Annotated in this window: 11 protein-coding genes and 2 pseudogenes; all 13 read right to left on the minus strand. The window is 37.1% G+C overall.

Annotation, left to right across the window (positions count from 1 at the left end; translation table 11 throughout):
• Positions 1-7: 7 nt before the first annotated feature.
• Entirely contained in the window at positions 8-1,144 is a 1,137-nt protein-coding gene (gene nusA, locus BTHG_RS03490) for a transcription termination factor NusA (protein ID WP_010282337.1), read from the minus strand.
• Positions 1,145-1,179: 35 nt separating this feature from the next.
• On the minus strand, positions 1,180-1,653 hold the full coding sequence (gene rimP / locus BTHG_RS03495; protein ID WP_010282341.1) for a ribosome maturation factor RimP: 474 nt from the start codon (positions 1,651-1,653) through the stop codon (positions 1,180-1,182).
• Between the two features lie 261 nt (positions 1,654-1,914).
• Entirely contained in the window at positions 1,915-6,228 is a 4,314-nt protein-coding gene (locus BTHG_RS03500) for a PolC-type DNA polymerase III (RefSeq protein WP_010282348.1), read from the minus strand.
• 75 nt (positions 6,229-6,303) lie between these two features.
• Positions 6,304-8,007, minus strand: a complete 1,704-nt coding sequence (locus BTHG_RS03505; protein ID WP_010282350.1) for a proline--tRNA ligase — start codon at positions 8,005-8,007, stop codon at positions 6,304-6,306.
• A 29-nt stretch (positions 8,008-8,036) separates the two neighbouring features.
• Positions 8,037-9,295 (minus strand): annotated as a pseudogene (rseP, locus tag BTHG_RS24180) (RIP metalloprotease RseP).
• Positions 9,296-9,463: 168 nt separating this feature from the next.
• A complete protein-coding gene (gene dxr, locus BTHG_RS03515; protein ID WP_010282352.1) occupies positions 9,464-10,621 on the minus strand; it encodes a 1-deoxy-D-xylulose-5-phosphate reductoisomerase in 1,158 nt (385 codons plus the stop codon).
• A 27-nt stretch (positions 10,622-10,648) separates the two neighbouring features.
• Positions 10,649-11,440, minus strand: a complete 792-nt coding sequence (locus tag BTHG_RS03520) for a phosphatidate cytidylyltransferase (protein ID WP_010282355.1) — start codon at positions 11,438-11,440, stop codon at positions 10,649-10,651.
• Between the two features lie 39 nt (positions 11,441-11,479).
• Positions 11,480-12,241 carry an isoprenyl transferase gene (locus BTHG_RS03525; RefSeq protein ID WP_010282358.1) on the minus strand — a complete coding sequence of 254 codons (762 nt, stop codon included), beginning with the start codon at positions 12,239-12,241 and terminating at the stop codon, positions 11,480-11,482.
• A gap of 128 nt (positions 12,242-12,369) precedes the next feature.
• Positions 12,370-12,927 (minus strand): ribosome recycling factor, encoded by a 558-nt coding sequence (frr, locus tag BTHG_RS03530; protein WP_010282359.1) that lies wholly within the window; start codon positions 12,925-12,927, stop codon positions 12,370-12,372.
• Between the two features lie 4 nt (positions 12,928-12,931).
• Positions 12,932-13,654, minus strand: coding sequence for a UMP kinase (gene pyrH, locus BTHG_RS03535; RefSeq protein ID WP_010282361.1), 723 nt, complete (start codon positions 13,652-13,654; stop codon positions 12,932-12,934).
• Positions 13,655-13,762: 108 nt separating this feature from the next.
• Positions 13,763-14,644 carry a translation elongation factor Ts gene (gene tsf / locus BTHG_RS03540; protein ID WP_010282363.1) on the minus strand — a complete coding sequence of 294 codons (882 nt, stop codon included), beginning with the start codon at positions 14,642-14,644 and terminating at the stop codon, positions 13,763-13,765.
• A gap of 159 nt (positions 14,645-14,803) precedes the next feature.
• Positions 14,804-15,502 (minus strand): 30S ribosomal protein S2, encoded by a 699-nt coding sequence (gene rpsB, locus BTHG_RS03545; protein ID WP_010282364.1) that lies wholly within the window; start codon positions 15,500-15,502, stop codon positions 14,804-14,806.
• A 145-nt stretch (positions 15,503-15,647) separates the two neighbouring features.
• Positions 15,648-16,022, minus strand: a pseudogene (locus tag BTHG_RS03550) (hypothetical protein); the annotation flags it as partial.

Genomic DNA, 16,022 nt, shown 5'->3' on the forward strand with positions numbered 1-16,022 from the left:
TTTCACCTCACTCGATTTCTTCAGATTGCAAATCGAATGCTACTTCCTCGTGTTCTTCATCTTGATCGTCATCAAATAAGCCAAAACTTTCTCGTGGATAAATTCCCGCTTGCTCTGCTTCTGATTGACTCTTAATATCAATTTTCCAACCAGTTAACTTTGCAGCTAATCGAGCATTTTGTCCTCTTTTTCCAATTGCTAATGAAAGCTGATAATCTGGAACAATGACTGTTGTAGCCTTTTCTTCCTCATTTACAATAACATCGAGTACTTTCGAAGGACTTAAAGCATTTGCTACAAAGACAACAGGATCATCAGACCATTTTACAATATCGATCTTTTCACCTTTTAGTTCATTCACAATTGCTTGAACACGTTGACCCTTAGGTCCTACGCAAGAACCGACTGGGTCTACTTCAGGATTTTCAGAGTGAACTGAAATCTTTGAACGATCTCCCGCTTCTCTTGCAACTGATTTTATTTCGACTGTTCCATCATAGATTTCTGGAACCTCGATTTCAAAAAGACGTTTTAATAGTCCTGGATGTGTTCGAGAAACAAAGATTTGTGGTCCTTTTGTTGTTCTTTCAACCTTTGTTATGTAAACTTTAATTCTATCATGAGGCTTATACTTTTCGTTAGGCATTTGTTCATTAACCGGAAGTAATGCCTCAATTTTACCTAAGCTTACATAGATAAACTTAGAATCTAAACGCTGAACAATTCCCGTCATAATATCTTCTTCACGGTCAATAAATTCAGAATAAATAACTCCTCTTTCTGCTTCACGTACACGTTGAGTAACAACTTGTTTTGCAGTTTGGGCAGCGATTCTTCCAAAGTCTTTTGGTGTAACTTCGATTTCAACTACATCTTCAACTTGATAATTAGGATTAATTGTTCGAGCTTCTTCTAAGGAAATTTCTAATCGTGGGTCAAACACTTCATCTACTACATCTTTTCTAGCAAATACACGCATTGAGCCATTTGCTAAGTTTAAATCCACTCTTACATTCTGAGCCTGATTAAAATTCCGCTTATATGCAGAAATAAGTGCTGCCTCAATAGCCTCGATAATAATATCTTTGCTAATGCCTTTTTCTTTCTCGAGCAATGTTAAGGCATCTAATAGTTCACTACTCATTGGTTTTCTAATCCCCCTTTTTTATCTAAAAAAAATTAATGGAAAGTAACAGCAAGTCTTGCATTTGCAATTTTATCAACCGGAATTTCCACAGTTTTTTTGCGTGTTTTGACCATTATGTTGATTGTAACTATACTTCCATCAAATGAAGCAAGCTCTCCTTCAAAAACCTTTTCACCATCAATTGGTTCGTATGTTTTCACATACACTTGTTTTCCAATCGCCTTTTCGTAGTCGCTCATCTTTTTCAATGGTCGTTCAGCACCTGGACTTGAAACTTCAAGAAAATAGTTATAAGGAATAGGATCTACTTCATCAAGCTTTTCGCTTAACTTTTCGCTTACATTTCCACAGTCTTCAATATCAACACCCTTTTCAGAGTCGATAAAGACGCGTAGAAACCAGTCTTTCCCTTCCTTTACATACTCAACATCAACAAGTTCCATTTGTAATTCAGATAATATAGGTATCACTAATTCTTCCACTATTTGTGTTACCTTTTTACTCATGTTTTTCCTCCTAAGCTAAATAAGGAATTTCTTTTTGTACATTAGTATTTCCTAAGTAGTGTAAAAACACCCTGCTATAATAGCAGGGAGGCAGTTGGAAAATATAGAGAAGTTCCATCTTCAGTCAAAATGATTACACAATTTTTTAGCCTCAGCCAAAGAATAAAGAGTGGGAGGTCCCACTCTTTTACCAGTAATATACATAGCATATCCATAAAAACTATAACATAATCGCTATTTATATGCAAATTAAAATGATGCTTAGAACAAGGATAATTGATTTTGTTCAGGCATATCTTCTAGGCAGCCATGGTTATCAAGATATTCCATGATAGTTTTTGATACCTTACCACGCTTTTGTAAATCTTCTTTTGATAAAAATTCACCTTGTTCCCTTGCTTTTACTATATTGATTGCAGCATTTGTTCCCAGTCCTGGAATGGAGTTAAATGGAGGAATTAAAGCATCTCCATCAATGATAAATTCTGTTGCACTTGAGCGATATAGATCCACTTTTTTAAACGCAAATCCACGTTCACACATTTCAAGTGCAAGTTCGAGAACTGTAAGCAGGTTTTTTTCCTTAGGCGAAGCATCTAATCCTTTAGCATTGATTTCTTCCATTCTCGCACGGATGGTACTTGACCCTCTAACCATTGCTTCAACATCAAAATCATCTGCACGAACTGTAAAGTATGCCGCGTAATAAAGCAATGGCAAATGAACCTTAAAATACGCAATCCTTACAGCCATTAATACATATGCTGCAGCATGGGCTTTCGGGAACATGTATTTAATTTTTAAACATGAGTCAATGTACCAATCTGGGACATCATTTTTCTTCATTTCTTCAATAAATTCATCTGTAAGTCCCTTACCTTTACGAACAGATTCCATAATTTTAAATGCTAATGAAGGGTCTAAACCTTTGTAGATGAGATAGACCATAATATCATCACGACACCCTATGACTTCACTTAATGTACAAATATTATTATGGATAAGTTCCTGTGCATTACCCAACCATACATCTGTACCATGTGAAAGGCCTGAGATCTGAACTAGTTCCGAGAAAGTAGTTGGTTTTGTGTCTTCAAGCATTTGTCGTACAAATCTCGTTCCAAATTCTGGTATCCCGAGTGTTCCTGTTTTACACATGATTTGCTCTTCTGTAACACCAAGTGATTCGGTTCCACTGAAAATTTTCATGACTTCTGGATCATCAGTTGGAATCGTTTTTGGATCTATTCCGCTTAAATCTTGAAGCATCCGGATGACTGTCGGGTCATCGTGTCCAAGTATGTCAAGCTTTAGCACGTTATCATGGATAGAGTGGAAATCAAAATGTGTTGTTTTCCATTCAGAATTTATATCATCGGCAGGATATTGAATCGGCGAAAAATCAAAAATATCCATATAGTCTGGAACAACAATAATACCACCAGGGTGCTGACCAGTTGTCCTTTTTACACCTGTACAACCAGATACTAACCGATCCGTTTCAGCACCGCGCATTGTTAGATTATGATCATTTGCATATCCTTTTACATAACCATAAGCTGTTTTTTCAGCAACTGTACCAATTGTTCCGGCACGATATACATAATCTTCACCGAACAGAACCTTTGTATAGTTATGAGCACGTGGTTGATACTCCCCAGAGAAGTTTAAGTCGATATCCGGTACCTTATCTCCTTTAAATCCTAAGAATGTTTCGAAGGGAATATCGTGACCATCTTTTTTGTAGTTTGCCCCACAATTTGGGCACTCCTTATCTGGTAAGTCAAAACCTGAACCAACTGAACCATCATTAAAGAACTCAGAATGCTTACATTCTGGACATACATAATGTGGTGGTAAAGGATTTACCTCAGTAATTTCTGTCATTGTGGCAACTAATGATGAACCAACAGATCCACGAGAACCTACAAGATAGCCGTCATCTAATGATTTTTTTACTAGCTTGTGGGAAATTAAATAAATAACCGCAAATCCGTGTCCGATAATACTTTTAAGTTCTTTTTCTAATCGTTTTTCAACAATTTCAGGTAACTCCTCACCATAGATACTACGTGCCATACTATAGCTCATATTCCTGATTTCATCTTCAGCGCCTTCAATTTTAGGTGTATAAAGATCATCTTTGATTGGCTTTACTTCGCCAATCATATCAGCGATTTTTTGAGTGTTTGTAACGACAATTTCCTTCGCTTTTTCTTTGTCCAGGAAGGAGAAACAGTCTAACATTTCATTTGTAGTTCGGAAATGTACCTCTGGTAGCGAATGTCGATTTAATGGATTCGCCCCACCTTGAGACCTTACTAAAATTTTTCGATAGATATGATCATTCGGGTTTAAATAATGTACATTTCCTGTTGCAACAACCGGCAAATTCAACTTTTCACCAAGCTTGACAATATTCTTTAAAATATCCTTAAGTTCACGCTCGTTTTGAATTAAATCTAATTCCAATAAATGCTTGTAATTTGAAGGTGGCTGTACTTCTAGATAGTCATAAAATTGAGCTACTGATTCTACTTCTTCAGGTGACTTTTGCATCATACCTTCAAATACTTCCCCTTTATCACAAGCAGAGCCTACTAAAATACCTTCTCGATATTTTTGTAGCTGTGAACGTGGGATACGAGGTACACGATAATAATAATTAATATGAGATATAGAAATTAATTTAAATAAGTTTTTAAGTCCAACATCAGTTTGGGCTAATAATGTTGCATGATAAGGTCTGGAACGTTGATACGCTTTACCCTGTCCCATATAGTCATTCAACTGATCATGGTACACAATTTCTTTTTCAGCTGCATCTTTCAACAATTTAACGACTAAATAGCCTGTTGCTTCCGCGTCATAAATTGCACGGTGATGCTGGGTTAATTCAATATCAAACTTCTTACACAATGTATTTAATCGATGATTTTTTAAGTCTGGGTGTAAAAATCTAGCGAGTTCAAGTGTATCGATAACAGGATTCGATGCTTGTTCAAGTCCAGCTTTTTTATAACCAACATTTAAAAAGCCCATATCAAAGCTCGCATTATGGGCAACTAGTATTGCATCTTCGGCCCATTCCTTAAATTTCACTAAAACTTCACTTACCTCAGGTGCTGTATTAACCATATCATCTGTTATTCCGGTAAGGTCAATTGTTATTGCACTTAATCTATGATGTGGGTTGGCAAATGATTCAAATCGATCAATGATTTCGCCATTTCTCACTTTAACAGCAGCCAACTCAATGATTGTATTGTAAACCGCAGAAAGTCCTGTTGTTTCAACGTCAAAAACAACATACGTATCCTCTTCCAAATTACGATGTTGTGAATTATAAGCAATTGGAACTCCATCATCCACTAAATTGGCTTCTACACCGTAGATCATCTTGATTCCATTTTTCTTTGCCGCTGCATAAGCTTCCGGAAATGATTGGGCAACAGCATGGTCTGTTATAGCGATGGCTGTATGGCCCCATTTTTTAGCTTGTCCAACTAATGTACTTACTGAAGTTACAGCATCCATCTGACTCATTGGAGAATGCAAATGAAGCTCGACACGTTTCTCTCCTTCAGGTGCAGTATCTTTTCTTTCGTTCATTGGTTGTATCTCATTAATATCATTTGCAAGCATGACAAGGTCTCTAACAAATGTATCATTTTGAATGCTTCCTCGACAGCGAACCCACATGCCTTTTTTAATGGATTGTAGAAGGTGAACATCCTCTTTATCTCGAGAAAATACTTTTACAAGGATTGAATCAGTATAGTCCGTGATTTTAAAGGTTAGAAGAGTTCTTCCACTTCGCAATTCCTTTGTTTCTGCAAAGAAAATATACCCTTGGATGGCAATTCTTCGTTCTTCATCAAGGATTGAACTAATTTCTTTAAAATCTTCATCATCTTTGATTGTATACCCAATCGTAATAGGTCCAGAAACAGTGTTTTCCTGTTCTTTTTCCCTTTCTTTCTTCTGCATATCAGCAACCGCTAATAAAGCTCTTTCCTGGTCTTCTTGTTGTTTTTTCTCTAAAAACAGTTCGTACTCTTTGTTGGAAGCTTCTACTTCGGTTTCAAGCTGTAACATTGGAAATCCATAGGATTGATACACATTTCCAATCAATTGCCCGTATTTTTTCTTTATGGCAATTGATTCTGTATCATTTCTTGTTTTGATATGAAGCTTAAGACCTTGTTGAGTTGGCATTTGATTATGCAATAATGTAAGAATAGGTGGAGCGATTCCATCTAACTCTTGTAAGCAAAGCGGCCAATACGCTTGTACCATTTCTTCAGTCACATGCTGTGATTGTACATGCAATGAAAAGGTCACAGACGCAATATGGGTGAACTTTGTGCGTAATTGGGTGGAGAAAATTCTCATGACATCTGCTGGAATTACATTTTCAAAGCAGAAAATGAAATGCCATGCTTTCTTTTCTTTGTCAATCAAGAGTTTTTCAATTCCTGCATTTTTGAAGTGTGTAACAATTGCATCGTCAGTTAATTCAAGTTGTTGCAGTAGTACCATAAAACGTTCTTTTTGCTGTTGCGTTAATTCCATCCTCGTTCCCCCTCTTCAGACAGAATAATAGGTACCTCAGTTCCATCGCCGAGGTACCCTTTTCTCTTCTACTATTTATTTTACTACATATTTGTTAATTGTCTCGATGATATTTTCAATATTTATTTCCAATGTTTCCCCTGTTTGACGAACTTTTACTTCGACAATACCTTCACTTGCACGTTTACCCACAGTGATTCGTAGTGGTAATCCAATTAAATCGGAATCCGCAAATTTTACACCTGGACGTTCAGCGCGATCATCGAATAAAACGTCATAACCGTTTTCCTGAAGAGAAAGGTATAAAGATTCAGAAAGAGCTTTTTGTTCTTCATTTTTTGTATTTACAGGGATTAGATGTAAATCATAAGGCGCAAGATTTGCTGGCCAAATTAACCCATTTTCATCATTCGATTGCTCTGCAACCGCAGAAAGTGTTCTTGATATTCCGATTCCATAGCATCCCATAATCATTGGCTGGGATCTGCCGTTTTCATCAAGGAAGGATGCACCCATCGCTTCACTATATCGTGTACCAAGTTTAAAGATATGACCAACTTCAATACCTTCTGCAAATACAATCTTACCCTGTCCATCTGGTGATGGATCCCCTTCTTGGATAAAACGTAGGTCTGCATATTGAATTCCTGCAAAATCACGATCTGGATTTACATTTACAAAATGATAATCTTCTACATTTGCACCACAAACGCCATTGACAATAGATGCCACTGCATTATCAGCTATTACAGTGATTTCCTCAGTTACATTGATTGGACCTAGTGAACCAACTGTACATCCCATAATGCGCTCAGTGTCTTCTGTAGTTGCAAGTTCCACATTTGTAGCTTCAAGCAAGTTTTTCACTTTAATATCATTGACTTCATGATCACCACGAGCTAATACGAGAACAAATTTTCCGTCTACCTCGAAAAGAAGTGATTTAATGCATTTGTCCTTAGGAACATCAAGGAAAGTTGCCACTTCGTCGATTGTTTTTTTCCCGACTGTTTCTACTTTTTCAAGTTCTTTTAGTGGTTCATCACTTTTTGGATATTCCATAACAACAGGTGCCATTTCAATATTTGCCGCAAATGAGGAGGTATCGGAATAAGCAATTGTATCTTCCCCTACCTTTGACAAAACCATGAATTCGTGAGTATCTTTACCACCCATTGCTCCTGAATCTGCAATGACTGCACGGAAGTTGAGTCCACATCGCGCGAATATATTTGAATAGGCAGTATACATTTTTTCATATACTTCATGAAGGCTGTCTTGATCAGCATGGAATGAATAAGCATCCTTCATGATAAATTCACGCCCACGTAATAACCCAAAACGAGGTCTTTTTTCATCGCGAAATTTAGTTTGAATTTGATAAAGTGTAATCGGTAGTCTCTTATATGACTTAATTTCATCACGAACAAGACTAGTAATTACTTCTTCATGTGTCGGACCTAACACAAAATCACGCTCATGACGATCATGGAGGCGCATGAGTTCTGGTCCATACGAATACCAGCGTCCAGATTCCTGCCAGAGCTCAGCAGCTGTCAAAGCTGGCATTAGGAGTTCAGCAGCACCAGCTCGCTCCATTTCTTCACGCACTATTGTCTCGATTTTTTGTAAAACACGTTTTGCTAATGGAAGATAGCTATAAACTCCGCTAGCATTTTGTCGAATAAATCCAGCCCGAATTAAAAGCTGATGACTCTTGATTTCGGCATCTGCTGGTACTTCTCGTAGAGTAGGGATAAGCGTCATACTTTGTTTCATATATTGCACCTCTTTATATTTAAGCTTGTTTATAAGAAGAATTTTTGAATATCATTCCAAGTTACAACCAACATCAAAAGCATTAGTAAAGCAAAACCGATAAAATGGACCATACCTTCTTTTTGCTTGTCAATTGGCTTACCACGGACCGCTTCCAACGCAAAGAATACTAATCTTCCTCCATCAAGTGCGGGCAATGGTAAGAGGTTTACAATTCCTAAGTTGATGCTAAGGATTGCAGCCCATTTCATTACATAAAAAATCCCTGACTGTACAACCGTATCGGTTGACACATATATTCCAACTGGTCCAGAAAGCATATCAATGGAGAATTGACCTGTAATTAATTTTCCAAGACCAAGTAAGATTTCCTTAGTCCACATAAAGGTTTCCATTACCCCATATTTCAAGGATGGTAAAACAGATTTTTCAACTGGCCCATATACACCTATGATTCCAATTGTCTTGTCCTCAACTTGTTGAGCCTTCGGAGTTACAGCAATTTCTTGAAGCTCTCCATTACGTTCAACGACAAAACTGATTTCATCTTCAGGATGTGATCGAATGATATTGACAATATCATTCCAGGTGGAAACTTGTTCGTTATCAATCTCACGAACAATGTCGCCTTCATGTAGTCCAGCCTGAAGAGCAGCACCATCTTCGGTTAATGTTCCTAAGATTGGCTTATCAATTGGAGTACCTTGTAATAATCCAATTACAATTAAAATAATAAAAGCTAGTACAAAGTTCATTGCGGGACCAGCTGCTATAGCTAAAGTCCTCTGCATTAGTGTTTTAGAAGAGAATTGACGATTATAAGGAGCAATTTGAGTTTCTTGTCCATCAACAACAAAAATGCAGTCTCACTCACTTCAAATCTTTTTAGTATCTCATCTTCTCCATCTTCATACCCTGAGATGAAGAGATTATGCTCCAAATCCACTTCTTCGACCTCAATTACTTTTAAATCCGGATATTTATCCTTATTATTTAAAACAATTTTATCAACTTTTCCATTTCTGTCGAATACTAACCCAATATTATGACCAGGTTTAATCTCGACCATTTCTGGGTCTTCACCGGCCATTCTAACATATCCGCCAATCGGAAGGAGACGAATCGTATAAAGTGTTTCATTTTTTCTAAAGGTAAATACCTTTGGTCCCATTCCTATTGCAAATTCACGACAGAGAATGCCTGCTCGCTTTGCAAATACGAGATGTCCCAATTCATGAAAAAATACGAGTGCACCAAATATAATGATAAAGGCTATCACAGTCTCCACATATTTAACCACCTTTTGTTAGATTAGACCAAAAGCGCAAGGAGCCCATATAACGGCGACAAGCACAAGATAAGCGCTGGCAGAAGGCGTTTTTAGCCTGCAGAAGCGATTGGCTTGTGACCTCGAGCCGTTGGCTCCTGGAGCTAGACGTAAATAGACTAATGTTCTTTATTTTTTCTCTATTAACTCACGAACAAATGCCCGTGTTTCAAAATCTACCTGCTGGATAATGTCTAAGCTAGGATTTTTAATGGTATCATGTTTTTCCATTGTTCCCTCAATCAATTCTTCTATTTCTAAGAAAGAAATCTTTCCATTTAAAAATCCTGAGACTGCTACCTCATTTGCTGCATTTAATACAGTTGGTAATGTTCCACCTGTTTTTCCAGCATGAAATGCAAGTCCCAATGCTCTATATCTGTCAAAATCAGGCTTTGAAAAATGTAGTTTACCGATTTCCCAAAGGTGTAATCTCTCCTTGGAAGCAGGCATTGGAAAGCGATCTGGATAGGAAAAGGCATATTGGATTGGCACCCTCATGTCAGGTGTTCCTAGTTGTGCAATAACACTACTGTCATGGAACTCGACCATTGAATGAATAATACTTTCCTTATGAAGGAGAACATCAATTTGTTCATACGGTAAGTCAAACAACCAATGTGCTTCTATTACTTCCAACCCTTTGTTCATCATTGTTGCAGAATCAATCGTAATTTTAGCCCCCATTGACCAGTTCGGGTGATTGAGGGCATCCTTGACTGTAACGTCCTTTAGTTCTTCACGTGTTCGGTCGCGGAAACTGCCTCCTGATGCGGTAAGGATAATTTTCTCGACATTCTTTTCTTTTTCTCCCTGAAGACATTGAAAAATGGCTGAGTGCTCACTATCAACAGGTAAAATTTCAACATTATGTCGCTTCGCGGCATCCATAACAAGATGACCTGCAGTTACTAAGGTTTCTTTATTGGCCAGAGCAATCGTTTTCTTCGCTTCAATGGCTTTTAAAGTTGGTAATAACCCAACACTCCCTACTACTGCATTAAGAACGATTGTTGCTTCGTTAAAAGTTGCAACCTCAACTAAACCTTCATCACCATATACAAATTGTATTTGACTAGAAAATTCACTTTTAAATATTTCACATGTTTCTTTAGATTTTACAGAAACAAGCTTTGGTGAAAACTTATGTATGATTTCTCGACCAAGGGCTACATTTTCCCCTATTGACATTGCCACAAGCTGTAATTTTTCCGGATGCTGTTCAATGACATCCAATGTTTGCTGCCCAATTGAGCCTGTAGCACCTAATAAACTAATTTTTTTCACAAACTCACTCCCAATACACAACCACTACTAAATAATAACTCGTAAAAAATATAAAATCGGCAGAATGAATAGCATGCTATCAAAACGGTCCAATATACCCCCATGGCCTGGAAGTAACGTTCCCGAATCTTTCACATTATAATGTCTCTTAAGTGCAGATTCTACCAAATCTCCAATTTGTCCAAAAACGGACACAATTATTGTCACAATAAATAAGGAAAAGAAAGAATCAAACAAATCCACGATTATGTTAAATATAAACGCGAATATAATTGCTGTGATGATACCCCCAACAAAACCTTCCACAGTCTTATTAGGGCTAATTTCTGGCCAAAGCTTTTTCTTTCCAAGCTTTCTCCCAACAAAATAAGCTCCCGAATCGGTTGTCCAAATAACAACGAACGCATAGAATATATATGCTAAATCCATCGCTCTTATTTCTATCATATAATAAAAACCAAATCCAATATAAAGAGCCGAAAGGATAACAAGACCAGCATCATCAAAAGTAAAGCTGTTTTTAGATATAACTGTATACGTTAAAATAAACAAAACGATTAGAAGGACAATTTCTATCTTTGTAAATTTTAAGTTCGTAAATAAGTCATTGTACTTACTGGGAATTAAAATAACCCAAAGCAATATAATAGATATTATTCCAGGTATTGATGCAATATTAATTTTCTTCATCCGTAAGAGTTCAAAAATAGCAATAGCACCCATCAAAAAGACTAAAATAGTGAACGGGATTCCACCTATCGTCACAATCGGTAGAAAGATTGCAGCTGCAATAATCGCCGTTATTATTCTTTGTTTCATTGTATCATTCCTTTGTTATATGCGAATTGGTTACTATCATTAGATACCACCAAAACGTCGGCCTCTCTTTTGATATGCCTGGATGGCCTCTAATAAGTGTTGCTCTTTAAAATCAGGCCACAATACATCGGTGAACCAAAATTCAGTGTACGCAAGTTGCCAGAGCATAAAATTACTTAACCGAATTTCCCCGCTTGTACGAATTAATAAATCGGGGTCTTGTAAACCTGCACTCATTAAATATTGGTCAAAAAGTGTTTCGTCTACCTTATTATGGAGGTTTCCTTCCTGATAGTCTACAAGGATATTGTTTACCGCTTCTATGATCTCAGCTCGACCACCATAGTTAAGGGCAAAATTTAATACCATGCCAGTATTGTGTTTGGTATCGTTTACCGCTTTATCAACCGCTTTTTGAGTATGTGTAGGTATCGCATCTTTATTCCCCATGATTTGAACCCGAACATTTTCCTCAACTAATTCTGGTAAGAATGTTCCCATAAATTCCTCAGGAAGTTTCAATAAAAAATTTACCTCATCTTCCGGACGCTTCCAGTTTTCTGTTGAAAATGCGTAGACTGTTAAAGCCTTTACTCCAAGTCTACTTGCAAGCTTTGTCACTCTCTTAACCACTTTCATCCCCTCATGGTGACCAGCAGTTCGTGGTAGTGACCGTTTCTTGGCCCATCTCCCGTTTCCGTCCATGATAATTGCTATGTGATTAGGAATTGGCCCTTTTACTATTTCTTCTTCTGAAATAGAACCTGGCTCTTTCTTCGACTTTTTAAATTTTTCAAACATGCATAAGTCCTCCAACAACCGTATCAATACAGAATCATTCAACTTTTCAACTAGTAGACAGTATTAACAAAAAAACCCCCTGTAAACGTAAGAGGGTCTTTTTACAATATATTGTACATTGAAATGGATTAGACTTCCATGATTTCTTTTTCTTTTTCTTTAGAAACAGAATCAATTTTACTAATAGATTCGTCTGTGATTTTTTGAACATCTTCAGTTAAGCTACGTAATTCATCTTCTGTGATTTCACCGTTTTTCTCAAGCTTCTTTAATTCATCATTGCCATCACGACGAATGTTTCGAACCGCCACTTTCGATTCTTCAGCATATTTCTTAACCAGCTTCACTAATTCACGACGTCTTTCTTCTGTTAGTGGTGGGATAGAAATACGAATAATAGATCCGTCATTTGTAGGGTTTAAACCTAAATCAGCTTTTTGAATCGCTTTTTCCATATCGCCTAAAACGGATTTGTCATATGGTTGAATAACAAGCATTCTTGCTTCAGGAACATTGATAGAAGCTAGTTGATTTAAAGGTGTAGGTGCTCCATAGTAATCAACCGTAACCTTATCAAGAATTGCTGGGTTTGCTCTACCAGCTCTAACAGTTGCTAGTTCACGAGACAATGCTTGGATCGCCTTTGACATTTTATCCTTAACTTGGTTTAATGTGTTATTTGCCATAAAGTTATTTCCCCCTTACAATCGTTCCGATATTTTCTCCTAGAACTGCCCGTTTAATATTTCCTTCTTCCATGATTGAAAAGACAATTAACGGAATGTCATTGTCCATACAAAGTGATGAAGCAGTGGAATCCATAACAGCTAATCCTTCTTTTAGAACATCAAGATACGATAATGTTTCATATTTAACAGCTGTTTTATCCTTAGTTGGGTCCGCACTGTACACACCATCAACATTGTTCTTCGCCATTAAAATAACTTCCGCCTCAATTTCGGCCGCACGCAAGGCAGCAGTTGTATCTGTTGAAAAATAAGGATTTCCTGTTCCTGCTGCAAAAATGACAACACGTTTCTTTTCTAAGTGACGAATTGCTTTTCTTCTTATGTATGGTTCTGCGACTTGGCGCATTTCAATGGAAGTTTGGACACGAGTTTGGATTCCTAAATTCTCTAAGCTATCTTGTAAAGCTAATGAATTCATCACAGTAGCAAGCATACCCATATAATCAGCATTTGCACGGTCCATTCCCATCTCACTGCCAATTTTACCTCTCCAGATATTTCCGCCTCCAACTACTACTGCAACTTCCACATCTAGTTCAGCAATTTCCTTCACTTGTTTAGCTACAGACTGGATAACAGATGGATTTATACCAAATCCCTGTTCACCCGCTAATGCTTCTCCACTTAATTTTAACACTACTCGTTTATATTTGGCACCACTCATCGAATAAAAAACCTCCATCTTAAACAATAGTACTAGCGTCCCTACTTGGCGCTAAAACTAGACATTTTAAAAATAGGGAACACATAATGTGTTCCCTTGTTTTCTTTTTTACTTCTTAACTTGGCTCATTACTTCTTCAGCAAAGTTATCTTGACGTTTCTCGATACCTTCACCAACTTCGTAACGAACGAAGCTCTTTACAGTAGCGCCCTTAGATTCAACAAATTTACGAACTTTTTGATCTGGGTCTTTAACGAAGCTTTGGTCAAGAAGACAAATATCTTCGAAGAACTTACCTAGGCGTCCTTCAACCATTTTCGCTACGATATTTTCTGGTTTACCTTCATTTAATGCTTGTTGTGTTAAAACTTCACGCTCATGTTCAACTTCATCAGAAGAAACCTGGTCGCGTGATACATATTTAGGATTAACAGCTGCAACGTGCATTGCTACATCTTTTGCAACATCAGCATCTGAAGTACCACCTAAAACAGTTAGAACGCCAATACGTCCACCCATGTGAAGGTAAGCACCAAATACATCACCATCTTCTTTTGTTGCAACTTCGAAACGACGAAGGGAAAGCTTTTCTCCGATTTTTGCGATTGCAGCATTAATATATTCAGAAACCGTTGAACCATTGTCCATTTTTTGTTCTAATGCTTCTTCCACATTAGCAGGCTTATTCGCTAAAAGATGAGCACCTAATTCTTTTACTAGCGTTTGGAAGCCTTCATTTTTTGCAACGAAATCTGTCTCAGAGTTAACTTCTAAAATAACAGCTTCATTACCTGAAACTTCAATAGAAGTTAAACCTTCAGCAGCGATACGGTCACCTTTTTTCGCAGCTTTAGCAATACCTTTTTCACGAAGGTAATCAATCGCTTTTTCCATATCACCATCAGTTTCTGTAAGAGCCTTCTTACAGTCCATCATTCCCGCTCCAGTTTTTTCACGGAGCTCTTTTACCATTTGTGCAGTAACTGCCATTATGTTTTCCTCCTTATTAGACACTATGTACATGTGCGTTTACTACGAATTCAAATATCTTTTAGACAATCTGTTTCTATTATGACTTAAAAGTCAACAAAATATATAATTCTTAAAAAAGGTGATAAAAGGCATAACCCTCTTATCACCTTTCGCTCATTAAGCAGATGTTTCTTCACCTTGTTTAGCTTCTAGGATAGCATCAGCCATTTTTCCTGTTAAAAGCTTAACTGCACGAATTGCATCATCGTTTGCAGGAATTACATAATCGATTTCATCCGGATCACAGTTTGTATCAACGATACCAACGATTGGAATGTTTAATTTATGTGCTTCTGCAACAGCAATACGCTCTTTACGAGGGTCAATGATGAATAAAGCATCTGGTAATTGCTTCATATCTTTAATTCCGCCTAAGAATTTTTCAAGACGTTCTAACTCTTTCTTAAGCTGAACAACTTCTTTCTTAGGTAAAACATCAAAAGTACCGTCTTCTTGCATTTTTTCAATGTCTTTAAGACGCTTGATACGCTTTTGAATTGTTTCAAAGTTTGTTAATGTACCACCTAACCAACGTTGGTTAACAAAGTACATTCCAGAACGCTCAGCTTCTTCTTTAACAGAATCTTGAGCTTGCTTTTTTGTACCAACAAAAAGCATTGTTCCACCGTTGCCTGCTAATTCCTTAACGAAATTATAAGCTTCTTCAACCTTCTTAACTGTTTTTTGAAGGTCAATGATATAGATTCCGTTACGCTCTGTAAAGATGTAACGCTTCATTTTTGGGTTCCAACGGCGTGTTTGGTGACCGAAGTGAACACCAGCTTCAAGCAATTGCTTCATAGAAATTACTGACATGGATAAATCCTCCTAATGGTTTTTTTCCTCCGTTCATTTCATCTTTAAGCAAAACTGTTTCACAGCACCAATGCTTAAATCTATGAACGTGTGTGATAACACCAAAAATTAATATAACACAATCATATCTCTCAAGCAAGAAAAATTAGTTGTTTTGACGAAATTTGTGTAAAAGCTCAATTTCCGTTTTACCCTTATTTAATTGTTTAGCGATATCTTCATATGAATAACCTAGTTTTAGTTGGTCCTCAATATCTTTAACGAGATCCTCAATTTTCGGTTCATGATTTTCGACAGTATCTCGTTGAGTATCATTTTCTACTGATGGTGCCTGTTCAGATTTTTCCTGATTTGCATATGATGGCAAAAGTTCCTCTATATCTTCAGCTGTTAATTCTAGTTCCCTAATTTGTATTGTTTTTTTATTTATCTCCGTTTGGTCAGGGATATTTTTTACTTTATCAGTCTCTGACATTGTCGATACTTGTTTCACTTGTTGAATTCTATTTAAAAACACTTC

This window comes from Bacillus timonensis, from assembly GCF_000285535.1.
In the GTDB taxonomy this organism is placed as follows: Bacteria; Bacillota; Bacilli; order Bacillales; family Bacillaceae_L; genus Ferdinandcohnia; species Ferdinandcohnia timonensis.